The sequence below is a fragment of the Streptomyces sp. NPDC029152 genome (assembly GCF_055564355.1).
The window spans coordinates 19,981-34,554 of record NZ_JBVHWR010000017.1 but is presented as its reverse complement, the minus strand read 5'-3'; the positions used below and the strand labels follow the sequence as shown (position 1 = coordinate 34,554).

General features: G+C 68.2%; 15 protein-coding genes and 1 pseudogene. 10 read left to right on the top strand and 6 right to left on the bottom strand.

The annotated features are described in order from the left end of the window. The first annotated feature begins 829 nt into the window (after positions 1–829). From ACZ4V6_RS28970 to ACZ4V6_RS28935, 8 genes and pseudogenes are all read left to right on the top strand, one after another. Positions 830–3,166, top strand: a complete 2,337-nt coding sequence (locus ACZ4V6_RS28970; RefSeq protein ID WP_467833227.1) for a family 49 glycosyl hydrolase — start codon at positions 830–832, stop codon at positions 3,164–3,166. Positions 3,167–3,280: 114 nt separating this feature from the next. Beyond that, positions 3,281–3,727: a DoxX family protein gene (locus ACZ4V6_RS28965; RefSeq protein ID WP_467833225.1), complete on the top strand. Its 447-nt coding sequence runs from the start codon at positions 3,281–3,283 to the stop codon at positions 3,725–3,727. A gap of 83 nt (positions 3,728–3,810) precedes the next feature. After that, the gene (locus ACZ4V6_RS28960) at positions 3,811–4,467 is read left to right on the top strand and encodes a lytic polysaccharide monooxygenase (RefSeq protein WP_467833222.1); all 657 of its coding nucleotides are present in this window, start codon (positions 3,811–3,813) and stop codon (positions 4,465–4,467) included. 128 nt (positions 4,468–4,595) lie between these two features. Continuing rightward, positions 4,596–5,099 carry a DoxX family protein gene (locus ACZ4V6_RS28955; RefSeq protein WP_467833220.1) on the top strand — a complete coding sequence of 168 codons (504 nt, stop codon included), beginning with the start codon at positions 4,596–4,598 and terminating at the stop codon, positions 5,097–5,099. Positions 5,100–5,177: 78 nt separating this feature from the next. Continuing rightward, a complete protein-coding gene (locus ACZ4V6_RS28950) occupies positions 5,178–5,447 on the top strand; it encodes an ATP-binding cassette domain-containing protein (protein ID WP_467833219.1) in 270 nt (89 codons plus the stop codon). A gap of 135 nt (positions 5,448–5,582) precedes the next feature. Then, positions 5,583–5,936: a hypothetical protein gene (locus ACZ4V6_RS28945; RefSeq protein ID WP_467833217.1), complete on the top strand. Its 354-nt coding sequence runs from the start codon at positions 5,583–5,585 to the stop codon at positions 5,934–5,936. A gap of 191 nt (positions 5,937–6,127) precedes the next feature. Continuing rightward, positions 6,128–6,487, top strand: coding sequence for a hypothetical protein (locus ACZ4V6_RS28940; protein ID WP_467833215.1), 360 nt, complete (start codon positions 6,128–6,130; stop codon positions 6,485–6,487). Positions 6,488–6,572: 85 nt separating this feature from the next. Next, a pseudogene (locus ACZ4V6_RS28935) lies at positions 6,573–7,834 on the top strand (IS30 family transposase). A 72-nt stretch (positions 7,835–7,906) separates the two neighbouring features. Here ACZ4V6_RS28935 and ACZ4V6_RS28930 read toward each other — a convergent pair. From ACZ4V6_RS28930 to ACZ4V6_RS28910, 5 genes are all read right to left on the bottom strand, one after another. Further along, positions 7,907–8,233, bottom strand: a complete 327-nt coding sequence (locus tag ACZ4V6_RS28930) for an SCO5918 family protein (RefSeq protein WP_467833214.1) — start codon at positions 8,231–8,233, stop codon at positions 7,907–7,909. 49 nt (positions 8,234–8,282) lie between these two features. After that, entirely contained in the window at positions 8,283–8,684 is a 402-nt protein-coding gene (locus ACZ4V6_RS28925) for a CBS domain-containing protein (protein ID WP_467833212.1), read from the bottom strand. A gap of 45 nt (positions 8,685–8,729) precedes the next feature. Further along, complete coding sequence (locus ACZ4V6_RS28920; protein ID WP_467833210.1) at positions 8,730–10,226, bottom strand: DEAD/DEAH box helicase; 1,497 nt, start codon at positions 10,224–10,226, stop codon at positions 8,730–8,732. 348 nt (positions 10,227–10,574) lie between these two features. Next, positions 10,575–10,778: a cold-shock protein gene (locus ACZ4V6_RS28915; RefSeq protein WP_467833209.1), complete on the bottom strand. Its 204-nt coding sequence runs from the start codon at positions 10,776–10,778 to the stop codon at positions 10,575–10,577. A 544-nt stretch (positions 10,779–11,322) separates the two neighbouring features. Continuing rightward, the gene (locus tag ACZ4V6_RS28910; protein WP_467833206.1) at positions 11,323–12,042 is read right to left on the bottom strand and encodes an IS6 family transposase; all 720 of its coding nucleotides are present in this window, start codon (positions 12,040–12,042) and stop codon (positions 11,323–11,325) included. 196 nt (positions 12,043–12,238) lie between these two features. On the opposite strand from ACZ4V6_RS28910, the gene ACZ4V6_RS28905 reads away from it, so the two are divergent. Beyond that, positions 12,239–12,496 (top strand): hypothetical protein, encoded by a 258-nt coding sequence (locus ACZ4V6_RS28905; RefSeq protein WP_467833204.1) that lies wholly within the window; start codon positions 12,239–12,241, stop codon positions 12,494–12,496. A gap of 41 nt (positions 12,497–12,537) precedes the next feature. Here ACZ4V6_RS28905 and ACZ4V6_RS28900 read toward each other — a convergent pair whose 3' ends face one another. Next, positions 12,538–13,401, bottom strand: a complete 864-nt coding sequence (locus ACZ4V6_RS28900; RefSeq protein WP_467833202.1) for a LysR family transcriptional regulator — start codon at positions 13,399–13,401, stop codon at positions 12,538–12,540. Between the two features lie 231 nt (positions 13,402–13,632). Between ACZ4V6_RS28900 and ACZ4V6_RS28895 the strand changes: the two genes are divergently transcribed. Further along, positions 13,633–14,505 (top strand): aldo/keto reductase family oxidoreductase, encoded by an 873-nt coding sequence (locus tag ACZ4V6_RS28895; RefSeq protein ID WP_467833199.1) that lies wholly within the window; start codon positions 13,633–13,635, stop codon positions 14,503–14,505. The last annotated feature ends 69 nt before the right edge of the window (positions 14,506–14,574 follow it).

The following is a 14,574-nucleotide window of genomic DNA, read 5'->3' as shown; positions in this document are numbered from 1 at the left end:
CTGGTCGGTCCGGTGCACTTCCATCGAACCCGATGCGGTGCGTGCCGTCGCCCATGGCGGCGAAACCGTGGCTCAACCAGGGCCAGGAAGCTCACCGTGCTTTCCTCCCGCCTCACTCCGGGTGCCGTCCCGGTGTCCCGGGCCGGCTGGACATGACGGGAGTCTGGCCCCCCAGTTTTCGTGCGTCAAGAAAGAAAACAGCGCGTTACGCAACCGTGATCGCACCTCGTGTGCCTGCTGTCTGTGCAAGAAGTCCCGGTCTGAGGCCTCCGATCGGTCGTGGGGAGGAATGAGTGGCAGCGAATCTTGTTCATTTCGTTGACACGGGAAAGAAATGACGGGACGTTATCTGGCGACCGCACAGCGCTGGCTCGAGAGCCGGCTCTTGGGCGGCACCCCAGGGGCCCGTTGTCTGCGCCGTTGGCGCGCTCAGCGGAGTGCGTGCTGCGTCCACCGGCCCGGGCGGGGCGGAGAAGCCGGAGTGTCCCGGCCCCCTCGGATGAACCCGGGCGCACGCGCCACCCCGTTCTTGCCTGCCGAAGGGAGGACTCTTGCACTGGCCCGGGCAGCGGTCCGCGTCGAGGCCGTGGCCAGCCGATCCGCCGTGCCTCCGGCCATCCACATGTACGCAGCCCGGACCGGCCGGGGGCACCCAGTTTCCGTCCCCCCAGCACATCTGCACGAGTCCGCCAGTGGCCGCCTCGGCCGCGCTTCCCCCCCCCGGATGTGTGCGGTCTCGCCGGCCTGCGCGCTGATCGAGCCGCCCGGACAGACCGCGGTGCACAGCCGCCGGTGGGCCCCCTCATGCCAAGGAGTAAGGACAATCAGCATGCCCGCAGCAGCACTGAGACGACTGGCGGCGATCGCCGTCGGTCTGGCGCTGGCACTGGCCTCGGTCATCGTGCCCGTCGGCACGGCCGTGGCCGGAACACCCCCAAGTCGCCCCGCCCCTGACGCCCGGGCCGCATCGGCGACTGAGCCGACACCCGCGGACAGCACCGCCCTGAAGACGTGGTGGCACGACGACTACGAGTTCAACACCACCAGCCCGGTGGCCAACGACAAGGTCCGACGGTCGTCGTTCTACGACGTGAAGGTCGCCACCGCGGCGGCCCCGACGACGAAGTACGACTCGTTCGCGTACATGAGCATCCCGCGCAGCGGCAAGGGAAAGATCGGCTACACCGAGGAGGACGGGGCCGAGTTCTCCTCGTCCGCGGACCTCACCATGAGCTGGTCGTCCTTCCAGTACACGACCGACGTGTGGGTCGACGTCTCCCTGCGCACCGGCCAGACGATCTCCTCGGCCGACCAGGTCAAGATCAAGCCGAGCAGCCTGAACTTCGCCAAGGAACTGGTCGACAGCAAGACCGTGCGCGTCAAGGTACCCTACAGCTCGAACGGCTACCGGTTCTCCGTCGAGTTCGATCCGCAGCTGTACACGGCCTACAACGACATGTCCGGCCCCGCGACCGACGCCGGCAAGCTGACCACCCAGGGCGGGGGCGGCAACCGGGCCATCCACACCGAGCCCCGCAACTCCATGATGATTTTCGCGGAGCCGGCACCGACGGGCGCGGAGGCCGAGCGGCTGATCCCGACGGCGTCCTCGGGCAGCACCTACTACCCGCCTCAGGGCCAGGTCACCAACCTGAACACGATCAGCGAGGAGATCGTGTACTTCAGGCCCGGCACCTACTACATGACCTCCAAGTACCACGCGTTGCTACCCAAGCAGGTCAAGTGGGTCTACCTGGCCCCCGGCGCGTACGTGAAGGGCGCCATCCGGTTCCCCGACGACAGCCAGGGCCTGTACAAGGTGACCGGCCAGGGCGTCCTCTCCGGTGAGCAGTACGTCTACGAGGCGGACACCAACAACAACTACGACCACCTCTCCGGCGCCTCCAACTGCCACACCAGCTGCGTGAAGATGCTGCAGTTCGCCTCGGCGCAGGGTCGCCAGCAGCACCTGGACCTGCAGGGCGTGACCATCAACGAGCCGCCCTACCACTCCTTCGTCGTCTACGGCGACGAGCAGACGTTCAGCATGCGGGTCGACAACTACAAGCAGGTCGGGTCCTGGTACTGGCAGACCGACGGCATCGAGCTCTACCGCGGCAGCACCATGAAGAACACGTTCTTCAACGCCAACGACGACGTGCTGAAGATGTACCACAGCAACGTCAGCATCGATAACACCGTCATCTGGAAGAACGAGAACGGCCCCGTCATCCAGTGGGGCTGGACCCCGCGCAACATCGACAACGTCCGGGTGAACAACACCCATGTCATCCACAACCGGATGTACTGGAAGGACGTCAAGTACAACACCTGCATCCTCAACTCGTCCGCGCACTGGGAGGACACCGGCTCGACCACCACGGCCGACCCGAGCGCGTGGGTGAAGAACATGACCTTCGAGAACATCACCGTCGAGGGCATGACGAACTGCGCGATCCGCGTCTTCGCCCTGTCCAGTACCGAGAACATCCACGTCAAGAACCTCAAGATCGGCGCATGGAACCAGCTCGACCCGTCATCCCAGGCCAGCCTCCTCAAGCGGTACTCCAACGGCGCCGGACAGAAGGTGACCCTCGGCAACGAGACGCGTGACAGCCGCGGCCTGAAGCTGGAGAACTACACCGTCGGCGGCACCGTCATCCAGAAGTCCGGCACCAACTGGGCAGCCGACCAGCCCGGCCGGATCGGTTTCGACGCCGAGACCTGGGACAACTGGAACGCCTGGGGCCCCGGCGGCAGCAACCCCGACCCCGACCCGGTCACCGGCGGCAAGATCGTCAACGGTGCGACCTCCAAGTGTATCGATCGCGCCGGCGGCTCCACCGCCAACGGCACCGCCGTCCAGCAGTGGACCTGCGCCAACGTGGCCTCGATGAGCTGGGCGCTCGACGGACAGCAGCTGAAGTCCGGCGGCAAGTGCCTCGACGTCGAAGGCGGCGCCACCGCCAACGGCACCAAGGCGCACCTGTGGGACTGCGGTACCTGGGACAGCCAGAAGTGGACCTTCCAGTCCAACGGCACCCTGAAGAACGTCAAGTCCGGACGCTGCCTGGACATCGAAGGCCAGAGCACTGCCGACGGCGCCCGCCTGCACCTGTGGGACTGCGGCACCTGGGCCAGCCAGAAGTGGACCCTCACCTCCTGACCCACCCCGGTGGCCGCCGGCGACCAACCGCTGCCGGCGGCCACCGGCCCCCGCACCCCTCTCCTTTCTGGAAGAAGCGTCATCCCCCGCACGCCGCTGAGAAAGGGCATCACCGTGGAGACACCCACCAGGTACCAGGGACCGGTGCTCGGCCTGTTCCGGATCGTGCTCGGACTACTGTTCGCCTGCCACGGGGCGGCAACGCTCTTCGACGTGCTCGGCGGGCCGCACGGGCAGCCCCCCAGCACCGGCCAGTGGCCCGGATGGTGGGCGGCAGTGATCCAGCTGGTCGGCGGCGCCCTCGTCCTGCTCGGCCTGGGCACCCGGCCGGCCGCCACCATGTGCTCCGGCTCCATGGCCTACGCCTACTTCACCCATCACCAACCCGACGGACTCTTCCCGCTCGAAAACGGCGGCGAGCAGGCAGCCCTGTTCTGCTGGGCCTTCCTGCTCATCGCCGTCCTCGGCCCCGGCCGGTGGGCCACGACCGAGCTGCTCACCCTCTCCACCCACCGCAAGCAGCACCCGCGAAAGGAGGTGAGCGACGCCCACAGCATCTGACCTCACACAACAGCCTGTCATGGGCACGTAAATCACTGGCTCTATCGGCCTGTGATTCCCGACGCACCCGGAGGAAGAGCACCATGAACCGCGTACCCGCAACCGCCGCCGGCCGCACCGCACTGGGCGCCGCCGTACTGGCCACCAGCCTGCTCGGTGCGCTCGCCCAAGCGCCGACCGCCGCAGCACACGGCACGGTCATCACCCCCGAGACCCGCAACTACGGCTGCCTGCAGCGCTGGGGCTACACCGAGCCCAACGAGTCCCAGGACCCCATGTGCTACCGCACCTACCACGAGAACGCCAACGCCATCGGCGCGTGGAAGGCCGTCTACGCCAACAACACCGGCGACAACTACAAGCAGGTCATCCCCGACGGCCAGATCTGCAGCGCCGGCGGCCAGGGCGAAACGAACTACCGGCCGCTCGACCGCCCCGGCCCGTGGAAGATGACCGACATCGGCTCCAACTTCACCGTCGACCTCTACGACGAGGCCCGACACGGCGCCGACTGGCTCGAGGTCTACGTCACCAAGCAGGGCTTCAACCCCGAGTATGAGCTCATCGGGTGGGACGACCTCGAACTGGTGAAGAAGACCGGCCGCTACCCCTACCAGGCGCACTACGTCACCGACGTCAGCACCTCCGGCTACAGCGGACGGCACGTCGTGGTGACCGTCTGGAAGGCGTCCCACATGGACCAGAAGTACTTCCTGTGCAGCGACGTCAACTTCAACTGACATCAGCGGGACCCAGCTGAACGACACCACGGCACACCGGTCCCGCGAGGCGCCCACCTCGCGGGACCTTTCCCCTCCCTCTCACCGGTCGGCTGCCGCGGCCGGACCAGTCGCCTCACGGAGGAACCATGCTGCTGACCAGCCACCCCCGCCGCCTGCTGCGCGCCCGGCTCCTTCCCGCCGTGCGCACCCCATCGGCCCGAGGGACAGCCACACAGCGGGCGGCCGAGCATTACCGGGCGCGCAGCACCACGGTTCTGCGCATCAGCGTCGGTGTCCTCTACTGCTGGTTCGGGGTGCTCAAGCTCTTCCCTGCCGCGAGCCCGGCTGAGGAGATCGCGGCCGCCGCCATGACGAAGCTCACCGGTGGCATGCTGCCCACAACCGTGTCCATGCCGCTGCTGGGCACCGCGGAGACTTTGACCGGACTCGCCCTGGTCACCGGCTTGTTGCTCCGGCCCGCCTTGATCCTGTTCTTCGGGCACATGGCCGGGGTCTTCACCTCGCTAGCGCTGCTGCCCGGTCAGATGTGGCACCACGGCGTACCCACGCTCGAAGGCCAGTACGTTCTGAAGAATCTGGTCCTGGTGGCCGCCTGCCTGGCCGTCGCCGCTGACGAGCTCTCTGGTTGAAGCTCGCCAACCCCGCTACGCAGCCGCTGGACAACCCGCCCGATCCTGCGGGTCCTCACCACCCTCCAGGAGTCACCCGTGGGAAGCACCATCACCACGAACCAGCTTGGCAAGACCTACGCCAGCGGCCACCGGGCCGTCCACGACGTCTTCCTGCACCTCGACGCCGGCGCGTGCCTCGTTCTCCTCGGTCCGTCCGGCTGCGGGAAATCCACGTTGCTCCGCGTGATCGCCGAGCTCGAGACCATCACCGCAGGCATACTCCTGCCAGACCAGCAGCCTGCCAACGCCTTCGTCGGGACACCGCCCATCTTCCTCGCCCACCGGATATTTGGAGCTGGTTCATGAACAAGTTCGATGTGCTGGTCATCGGTGGTACAGGGGCCGACACTATCGTCCGGGGCGATGAACTGACCATCCCGTCAGGCGACGTCCTCCTTGTGCCCCCCCATCAAGGACTACGTCGCCCACACCGGGAACGGAGTGGCGCTCGGCTTCCACTCCCTCGGCCTGCGGACGAAGTTCCTCGACTACATCGGTGACGACATGCAGGGCCGAACCATCACGTCGAAGTACGAAACGGCGGGCCTCGATTTCACCGCCCTGCCCGCACCCGGAGGCATCCCGCGAAGCGTCAATCTCGTGGACCGTCGGGGAAGACGGTTCTCGTTCTACGATGGCCGCCACCCTCAGGACCTGCGCATGCCGAAAGAATTTGCACTTCCCTTCAGCCAGGAATCTGGACATGTTCATATCTCCCGCTCTGAGCACGCTCGCGATCTTGTCCCGGTACCGGTGGCCGCCGGGAAGACCGTCTCCACCGACCTGCAGGGGTAGGACGGGGTGTCGGAGCACATGAACGACATGGAAAGAGCTCAATGCCTCGAAACACGCCCCTGGCTCGCAGCCGCCGCACGTGCGCACCCCCGGCCTGTAGTGCGGCACCGGGGGAGCTGTATGCGCCCGTCTCGCCCGGTTGCTCCCTCGTCCAAGCCGCCCGGGCGGGCTGGTGCATAGAATCCGACCTCATGCCGAAGTTTGACGAACTGCTCGTTGCGATAGCTGCCCTTGTGGAGTCCGAGCAGAGCAATCAGATGTCCCTGACCGTGGTCACCAGTGGTGCTGTCATCACCGGTCGGCTGGCTCCGGAAGCCATGTGGAGGCAGAGGGTGTCTGAGGTGCTGACGGACTCCGCCGACCTGGGCGAGTTCTCCGCCGTCTTCGACACCCCCGCGAGGAAGGACGGACCGCCCACGCATCTGCATTTCCACGTCGCCCGGATCCTGCAGGGTACGGTGGGGATCCCGGAGACAGGCGGGATGTACCGCGTCGCGATCGAGGACGTCAGTGCCTGGACCGTGGGCGACTTCAGCTACTCCGACCACTGACTCACCGACCCACGGCACACAGTGAGGCCCCACCGGCACGCTTCCGTTCTACTGGTCGTTGCAACACCCCAGTTCAAGGGGTGCGATGGACTTCGAGATCCGGAAGGATCTGCGGCCTCAGGGGCCCAGGAGGTTGGACCCTGAGCGGGAGGAACACCTTCGGCTCGTGGATCTTGGAATAGGGAACACGGAAGCTTGCCGGATCGTCGGCATCAACCGCCGCACCGGCAAGCGTTGGCTCTACGGCCGGCAGGCATCCGGGAGGTACAGGGCAGCCCCACCCATCGTGGACACGGGGCTGCCCTGGCAAGCACCCGAACCCCCGGCTCGCCCTGGGGAACCCGTCGGCCCGTCGCGCTACCTCACCGAGACCGACCCCGTATCCACATCGCTGACCGGCTCCGGGAGAAGGCGTCCGTCCGGGCCATCGGGGCCCAGCTTGGCCGCAGTCCCTCCACCGAAGCCGGGAGATGCGCTGCAACCGCACGCTCATGCCCAACGGCGGCTGGCCCTGCCGTCCACACGCCGCCCAGCGCCGCGCGGACGCCCGCGAACCACGCCCCAAGCCCGGCGAGATCGGACAGAACCCCAGGCTGCGGGACTACCTCCAGGACCACGTGACCCGGCGGTGAAGCCCGGAGCAGATCTGCCACGTTCTACGGGCACGCTTCCCCGACCAGCCGGAGATGCACGTGGTCCACGAGACGGTCTACCAGGCGCTTCACGCTCGAGGCCGCGGGGTACTGAGGCGCGAGCTGACCCGGGCCCTGCGGACCGGACGCGCGATGCGCCGCCCGCACCGGTACTCGGCAGCCTGCCGATCGCGGTTCGCGCACCCCATGGTCATGATCAGCGAACGGCCCGCCGAGGCCGCCGACCGGGCTGTCCCCGGCCACCGGGAAGGCGACCTGATCGTCGGCGAGAACAACGGCTCCGCCATCGGCACCCTGGTCGAACGCAGCACCCGCTACCTGATGCGGGTGCACCTCCCACGCGACCACGGTGCCGCCGCTGTCCGCGACGCGCTCACCGAGACCGTCCAGATCCTCCCGCCTCACCTGATGCGGTCCCTGACCTGGGACCAGGGCATCGAGATGGCCTCCCACCGCGCCTTCACCATCACCACGGACATCCCAGTCCACTTCTGCGACCCGGCCAGCCCCTGGCAGCGAGGCTCGAACGAGAACACCAACGGCCTGTTGCGACAGTACTTCCCAAGGGCACCGACCTGTCCCGCCACACCCGCGAGGACTGGACGCCGCCGCCACCGCACTCAACAGCCGTCCACGCAGAACGCTCGACTGGGAGACCCCAGCCGAGCGTCTGTCTAAACTGCTCACGGCTTGATCAACTCACCGCAGTGTTGCTACGACCCCTGGAATTCGCCCACGCCGGTGGGGCCTCACTGCTCGGTTCGGCTCACACCTGTCCGTACGTCAGACGGACAGGGGGAGCGCCGAGCGTTGCGGAAGCCGGCCCGTACGGGTCGGCCAGGGGCGCGGATGCGGCGGTAGGAGGGGTGCGGCAGGTGAAGCCGAGTTGGGTCATGGCCCTGAGGACTTCGCCGGTGCTGAAATCACGCCGGTCCTGGCGGGTGACGACCTGGCCGACCTGCTTGGCGGGGTAGTGGCGTCGTCCGATGATGACGAACTCACCGGTGACCAGCTCAGGTGTGATGTCCTTCATCGATTCCATCACGCCGCTCTTGGCCAGGTCGAACGGGAAGCGAGCGATGACACAGCGCATGATGCCTCCAGGGAGAAGAGAAGACGGGGCCGGGTAGGGTGACGGCGGTTCAGCGAGAGAGGGCAAGGACGCCCAGAGCGTTGCCGTGTCCGTCGACCACGGGCGGGGCCCCGAGCCGGCGGCAGCGCATCGCACGCTCGGCTTCGGCCCTCGTGGCCAGCGGCGAGGCGAAGGGCCCGATGACGTCGGCGATGTCACGCAGGCGGATCCGGTCCGTGTATCCGGAGCCGTCACGAACGGCCGTGAGCCGGTCCCGGGTGACCAGGCCGGTGCACGTACCGTCCTCGTCGCAGGCGACCAGCTGACTTGTACGGGCGGCAGCCATCACGGACAGTGCCACCTCCACGGTCATGTCCTCCCACACCTGCGGTCCGGCCGCGTCCGCGGGATCGGCCGCCGTCTGCACGGCGTTGGTACGTGTTGAGCGGAACTGCGTCTGGTCCAGCGTCAAAGGGTGCCTCCTGCGAAGTTGGGCGGGCTTCCTGACACGAAGGTTCTATGCCGCCGCACCGGCGGTGGACTGCCGTACGGGCGCGCGGCGGGCCGCCGGGACGGGGCGGCGTCGGCCGCGTGAGGTGGCGCCGCGCTTCCTGGGGCGTTCGCCCACCGGTGCGGTGATGACGACCGGGATGCCGGAGGGGGCCTGGGCGCCGGTGATGCGGTGCAGGGCCTCTTCGCCGACGCGGACCTGGGTGGTCTGCGGCACGATGCCGGCCGCTGCCATGAGGCGGGTCATGCCGCGGCGCTGGTTGGGGGTGGCCAGGGTGACGACGCTGCCGGACTCTCCTGCGCGGGCGGTGCGGCCGCCGCGGTGGAGGTAGTCCTTGTGGTCGGTCGGCGGATCGACGTTGACGACGAGGTCGAGGTTGTCGACGTGGATGCCGCGCGCCGCGACGTTGGTCGCTACCAGCACGTTGACGTGTCCGGTCTTGAACTGTGCCAGCGTGCGGGTGCGCTGTGGCTGTGACTTCCCGCCGTGCAGGGCGGCGGCCCGTACCCCGCTGTTCAGGAGGTGTTCGGTGAGGCCGTCGACGGCGTGCTTGGTGTCGAGGAACATGATCACGCGGCCGTCGCGTGCGGCGATCTGGGTGGTGGCCGTGTGCTTGTCGGCGCCGTGAATGTGGAGCACGTGGTGCTCCATCGTCGTGACCGCGCGGGCCGAGGGGTCGACGGAGTGCACGACGGGGTCGCTGAGGTAGCGGCGCACGAGCAGGTCGACGTTGCGGTCGAGAGTGGCGGAGAACAGCATGCGCTGGCCTTCGGGGCGGACCTGGTCGAGGAGCGCGGTGACCTGCGGCATGAAGCCCATGTCGGCCATCTGGTCGGCCTCGTCGAGGACGGTGATGGAAACCTGGTTCAGTCGGCAGTCACCGCGGTCGATGAGGTCTTTGAGGCGTCCCGGTGTGGCGACGACGATCTCGGCGCCGGCGCGCAGCGCGCTCGCCTGTCGGCCGATCGGCATTCCGCCCACCACCGTGGCCAGCCGCAGCCTCACGGAGCGGGCGTACGGGGCGAGCGCGTCGGTGACCTGCTGCGCCAGCTCACGCATGGGTACGAGGATCAGCCCCAGCGGCTGCCTGGCCTCGGCGCGCTGCCCGGCCGTACGGGCCAGCAGCGCCAGCCCGAAGGCGAGGGTCTTGCCGGAGCCGGTGCGGCCACGGCCCAGTACGTCGCGGCCGGCGAGGGAATTCGGCAGGGTCGCGGCCTGGATCGGGAAGGGTACGCTCACCCCTTGCGAGCTGAGCGCGCCCAGCAGCGCCCCGGGCATGTCGAGATCGGCGAAGCCCTCCACGGCGGGGAGCGCGGGAGTGATCGTCTTGGGCAGCGCGAACTCCCCCTGGACCGCGGCGGGCCGGCGGCCGTAACCACCGGAACGGCCCGGCCCGCCGGAGCGACTCCTGGCCGACGAGTCGAATCGGCTGCTGCCCCTTCCGGATTCGGCACTGCCGTTACGGGTGCGGTTGAAGCGGTCGTTCGTGCCTGTGCGATTCATGCGGAACCTTCCCCGATGCGGCACATATCAAGGAATTCCCGCAGCGATCAGCAGCACAGAGAATTGCAAGAATGGACCGGTGGAATGCGACAGCGAATCTGACTCGACGAAAAATCCGTGCGGCACAGGAGCTGGAATGAGTGGCGCGAAGCGGACGCAATGTTCGGGCGTCCGCCGCGATGAAGCTATGCAGGGGTGCGTGCACCCCTGCAGGATGCCCCATATGCAGTGAGCCTACGGGTTTCCTGGTTGTCGTCCGCAGGCGAAACCACTGCGGGAAAATGCGAGTATCTGGGGCCCGCACCCCGAAGGACGCGGGCCCCAGCTACAAGTATGCGACAGTCAGCGTCAGGCGAGAACGATGTTCTCGGCCGTCGGGCCCTTCTGGCCCTGCGCGATGTCGAAGGTCACCTTCTGACCCTCCAGCAGCTCGCGGAAGCCCTGGGCGGCAATGTTCGAGTAGTGGGCGAACACATCAGCGCCGCCACCGTCCTGCTCGATGAAGCCGAAGCCCTTTTCCGCGTCGAACCACTTCACGGTACCAGCAGCCATGTCATTTCTCCTTTGGGGCAGTGCATCGGGATCCGCACTGCACGGACCCTGTGTCGCCGCGATGATCACCCCGCCCGGAAAAAGAACCGGATAACAAAAGCGCTTCCAGTGGCACAGATGCCGACCGGACAGCACTTGAAGTTTTGGGAACCACAACTGCAACTGACATCGACAGTAGCGCGCCGCTGCGGCCTGAGTACGGTGAAGAATCCCACCCCCACTTAATGCGGTAGAGAATCTGTCTACCTGTTCCGTTGAAATCTCGGCTCGCGGGCACAGATATTGACCCAGCCGGAACGTAACGTTTCGGGAAGCATTGGGGGCGCGCCCAGCGTAAGGGCTGCTCCCCAAGGGATGGTGTGGGCGGGCGTGGAGATCAGGGTGACGCCGGCAAGCGTCACGGCCTGTCTCCGGCGCACGCGCGGGGGCGGTCATATCGAAAACCATCAAGGACCAGACCGTCGATCGGCGTTGTCGCGTTGTTGGGTGCGTGGTTGTCTGATGGTGTTTCGGGGCGTGGTGGGTCTGCGGCCCGGGCCTGGGGTCAGGCCGTGGTGGGTGGGTTGGCAGCGCCGGTGGTCTGGTCCCAGATCGCGAAGCGGATGGTCGTCTCGGCTCGGTGGCCGGGGGCTGTCATCAGGTGGCGGTGGGGGCGGAAGTGCGGTGGGATGCCGCTGGACGCGGACGGGAACCGTTGCGCTGCGCCGACGGAGCGGAAGCCTTTCATCGCGTGTTCCCGCTGCCGCGTGGGCTGGTGGCTGTTCTCGGCCCAATTGTTCAGGCCCTTGTGCGAGCGGTGCTCCACCGACGGCATGACCTCACGGTGGGCGGCGCCGTAGGAGCGGAGTTCGTCGGTGACCACCACCCGCGGGGCCGCACGTGTCTTCTTCATCAGGCGGCAAAAGAAACGCCTGGCGGCGGTCTTGTCCCGCCTGTTCTGCACGAGGATGTCCAGGACGTTGCCGTCGGCGTCGACGGCCCGCCACAGGCACGTCAGCTCCCCGTTGATCTTCACGAACGCCTCGTCCAGATGCCGTTTGTCCCCGGGCCGCGGCCGGCGGCGGCCCGGTCCGTTCGCATGGGCCTGCCCGGACTTCATACACCAGCGGCGGACCGTCTCGTACGAGACGATCACGCCGCGCTCGAGCACCAGTTCCTCGACCTCGCGGCAGGACAATGGGAAGCGGAAGTACAGCCACACACAGTGGGAGACCATCTCGATCGGATACCGGTGCCCCTTGTGCGACGGCGACCCGCTGTCCACGGACGGTCCCCCTCCACCATGACCAACCCGAAGACCATCCCACTCGGACAGCCAACGTGACAGCACCTGTACGGATTGTGTTCATGTGTCGTACGCGAACCGTACGGTTTCTGATGCCCTCGGCCTGTCCGGGGGTGGCTCGCCGGGACCGCGGCCGTCGCCGAGCGGCCGCCGTATCGGCATCTTTCGCAGCGACGTGGTCGCAGTGCTCAACCAGCTGTCCGACGCCGGATGCATCCGCCGCGCCTCCGCCCCGGCCGACCGCCGGCACAACGTCATCACCCCCACACCGCCGGACGGTGCCGCCTGGAACACCTCGACGGGCTCGCCCGCCGCCCAACAGGAACTCCTCGCCCCCCTCGCGCCGGAGCAGTGGGAACAACTCGTCGGTCTGCTGGGCATCCTGTCGGAGCATCACCGTCCGCCGGCGCCCAGCCCGGCGGACGGGGAATAGCCCACCCGTGCGGCCCGGGAGTCACCGGGGCGGGGGTCGGCTCACAGCCGGGTGGCCGTGCGGATCAGGCTCGCCAGGGCGAGGGAGCGGCTGTGCGCCGGCCAGGCGATGTGGGTGACCACGGGCGGCGCGTCCGTCAGCGGGACGGCGGTGTGCTCGGCCCACAGCCAGGCGCGGGCGGACTCGGGGAAGACGGCCGCGGTGCGGCCGAGGGCGATCAGCTGGGCCAGCTGCGTCTGGTCGCGGATCTCCGGGCCGGGACCGGGCGGGTACGCACCGTCCCGGGCCCAGCGGGCGAGCGGCAGGTCGGGGAGGTCAGTGACCTCGGCCACGGTCAGTGACCTGCGTGCGGCGAGGGGGTGCCCGGCAGGCAGGATCGCGATCTGCCCCTCGGTCATCAGCTCCTCGCTGTCGAACCCGACGAGGGAGTTGAACGGTGCGTGCATCAGCGCCACGTCGGCGCGGCCGTCGCGCAGCATCTCGCCCTGCTCGCACGTGCCGCTGGGCGTCACCTCTATCTCGGCAGCGTCGGGTTCGGCGGCGTAGGCGTCAAGGAGCTTGTGCAGCAACTCGTGCGACGAGCCGGCCTTCACCGCGAGCACCAGGCGGTTGCGGGAACGCCCGGGCCCGTCCGCGCCGCCGGCCCGGCGGGTGCGGCGGACGGCGGCGGTGGCCGCGTCGAGCGCTGCTCGGCCCTCGTGCAGCAGCATCTCCCCGGCGCCGGTCAGGGCGACCCCGCGGCGGTCGCGCTCCAGCAGACGCACGCCGAGGCGCCGTTCCAACTGCTGGATCGCCCGCGACAGGGGCGGCTGGGCCATCCCGAGGCGTTCGGCAGCGCGGCCGAAGTGCAGCTCCTCGGCCACGGCGACGAAGTACCTCAGCTCGCGGGTCTCCAGGGTGTCCACCGCCCCAGCGTACACCTGTGATACCTCCCGGGTATCACAGGCCACCGGGTCGGTATTGGATGCGCCGGGCATCCGCAGATGACCATCTACGGCAGGCAGAGGGCGGCATCCGCGCCGGTCACCGCACTGCGTCGAGCAAGTCGGCGAGCGTGGTCTCCGCGTTGGCCGCCTCCCGATATCCGAAACGCAGCCCTCCGGCATGCCTCGCCCAGAGAAGGACGCAGACTCACCATGAACACCCCCTCCACCTCGGTGCCCGGCGGCACCTGGACCCTCGGCGACCTGACCGTCAGCCGCTTCGGCTACGGCGCCATGCAGCTCGCCGGCCCCGGGGTCATGGGACCGCCCGCCGACCACGACGGCGCGCTCGCCGTCCTGCGCGAGGCCGTCCGCCTCGGGATCACCCACATCGACACCGCCGGCGCTTACGGACCACGCGTCACCAACCGGCTGATCCGTGAGGCACTCCACCCGTACCCCGACGCCCTGCACATCGTGACCAAGGTCGGCGCCGTCCGCGACGAACAGGGCGGCTGGCCCCCCGCCCGGCGGCCCGAAGAGCTGCGCCGCGCCGTGGAGGAGAACCTGGAGGACCTCGGCCTCGACGCCCTCGACGTGGTCAACCTCCGGGTCGGCAACGCCCTGGGCCCCCAGCCCGGCTCCCTCGCCGAACCCTTCGAGGCGCTCGTCGAGCTACAGCAACAGGGCCTGATCCGGCACCTCGGAGTGAGCAACGCGACCGCGGACCAGGTCGACGAGGCGCAGCGCATCGCGCCGATCGTCTGCGTGCAGAACATGTACAACCTGGCCTACCGCCAGGACGACGACCTGATCGACGACCTCGCCGCGAAGGACATCGCCTACGTGCCGTTCTTCCCGCTCGGCGGTTTCAGCCCTCTGCAGTCCACGGCCCTGTCCGCCGTGGCCGACCGGCTCGACGCGACGCCGATGTCGGTCGCCCTGGCCTGGCTCCTCCAGCGCTCGCCCAACATCCTGCTCATCCCCGGCACTTCGTCGGCGGCGCACCTGCGCGAGAACGTCGAGGGGGCGGGGCTGGCGCTTCCCGACGACGCGCTGGCCGAGTTGGACGAGATCGGCCGCTAGGTGTATTGATCACGAGCGTTGTTGACACTCGCGGGTCTTGATCATGGCGAAGACCTCCGGTGTGGTGGA

Coding starts and splice junctions, on each gene's coding strand:
- ACZ4V6_RS28940 (WP_467833215.1), top strand. CDS start 6,128: ATGCCGAAGTTTGACGAACTGCTCGTTGCGATAGCTGCCCTTGTGGAG.
- ACZ4V6_RS28915 (WP_467833209.1), bottom strand. CDS start 10,778: ATGGCTGCTGGTACCGTGAAGTGGTTCGACGCGGAAAAGGGCTTCGGC.
- ACZ4V6_RS28920 (WP_467833210.1), bottom strand. CDS start 10,226: ATGAATCGCACAGGCACGAACGACCGCTTCAACCGCACCCGTAACGGC.
- ACZ4V6_RS28960 (WP_467833222.1), top strand. CDS start 3,811: ATGAACCGCGTACCCGCAACCGCCGCCGGCCGCACCGCACTGGGCGCC.
- ACZ4V6_RS28895 (WP_467833199.1), top strand. CDS start 13,633: ATGAACACCCCCTCCACCTCGGTGCCCGGCGGCACCTGGACCCTCGGC.
- ACZ4V6_RS28970 (WP_467833227.1), top strand. CDS start 830: ATGCCCGCAGCAGCACTGAGACGACTGGCGGCGATCGCCGTCGGTCTG.
- ACZ4V6_RS28930 (WP_467833214.1), bottom strand. CDS start 8,233: ATGCGCTGTGTCATCGCTCGCTTCCCGTTCGACCTGGCCAAGAGCGGC.
- ACZ4V6_RS28955 (WP_467833220.1), top strand. CDS start 4,596: ATGCTGCTGACCAGCCACCCCCGCCGCCTGCTGCGCGCCCGGCTCCTT.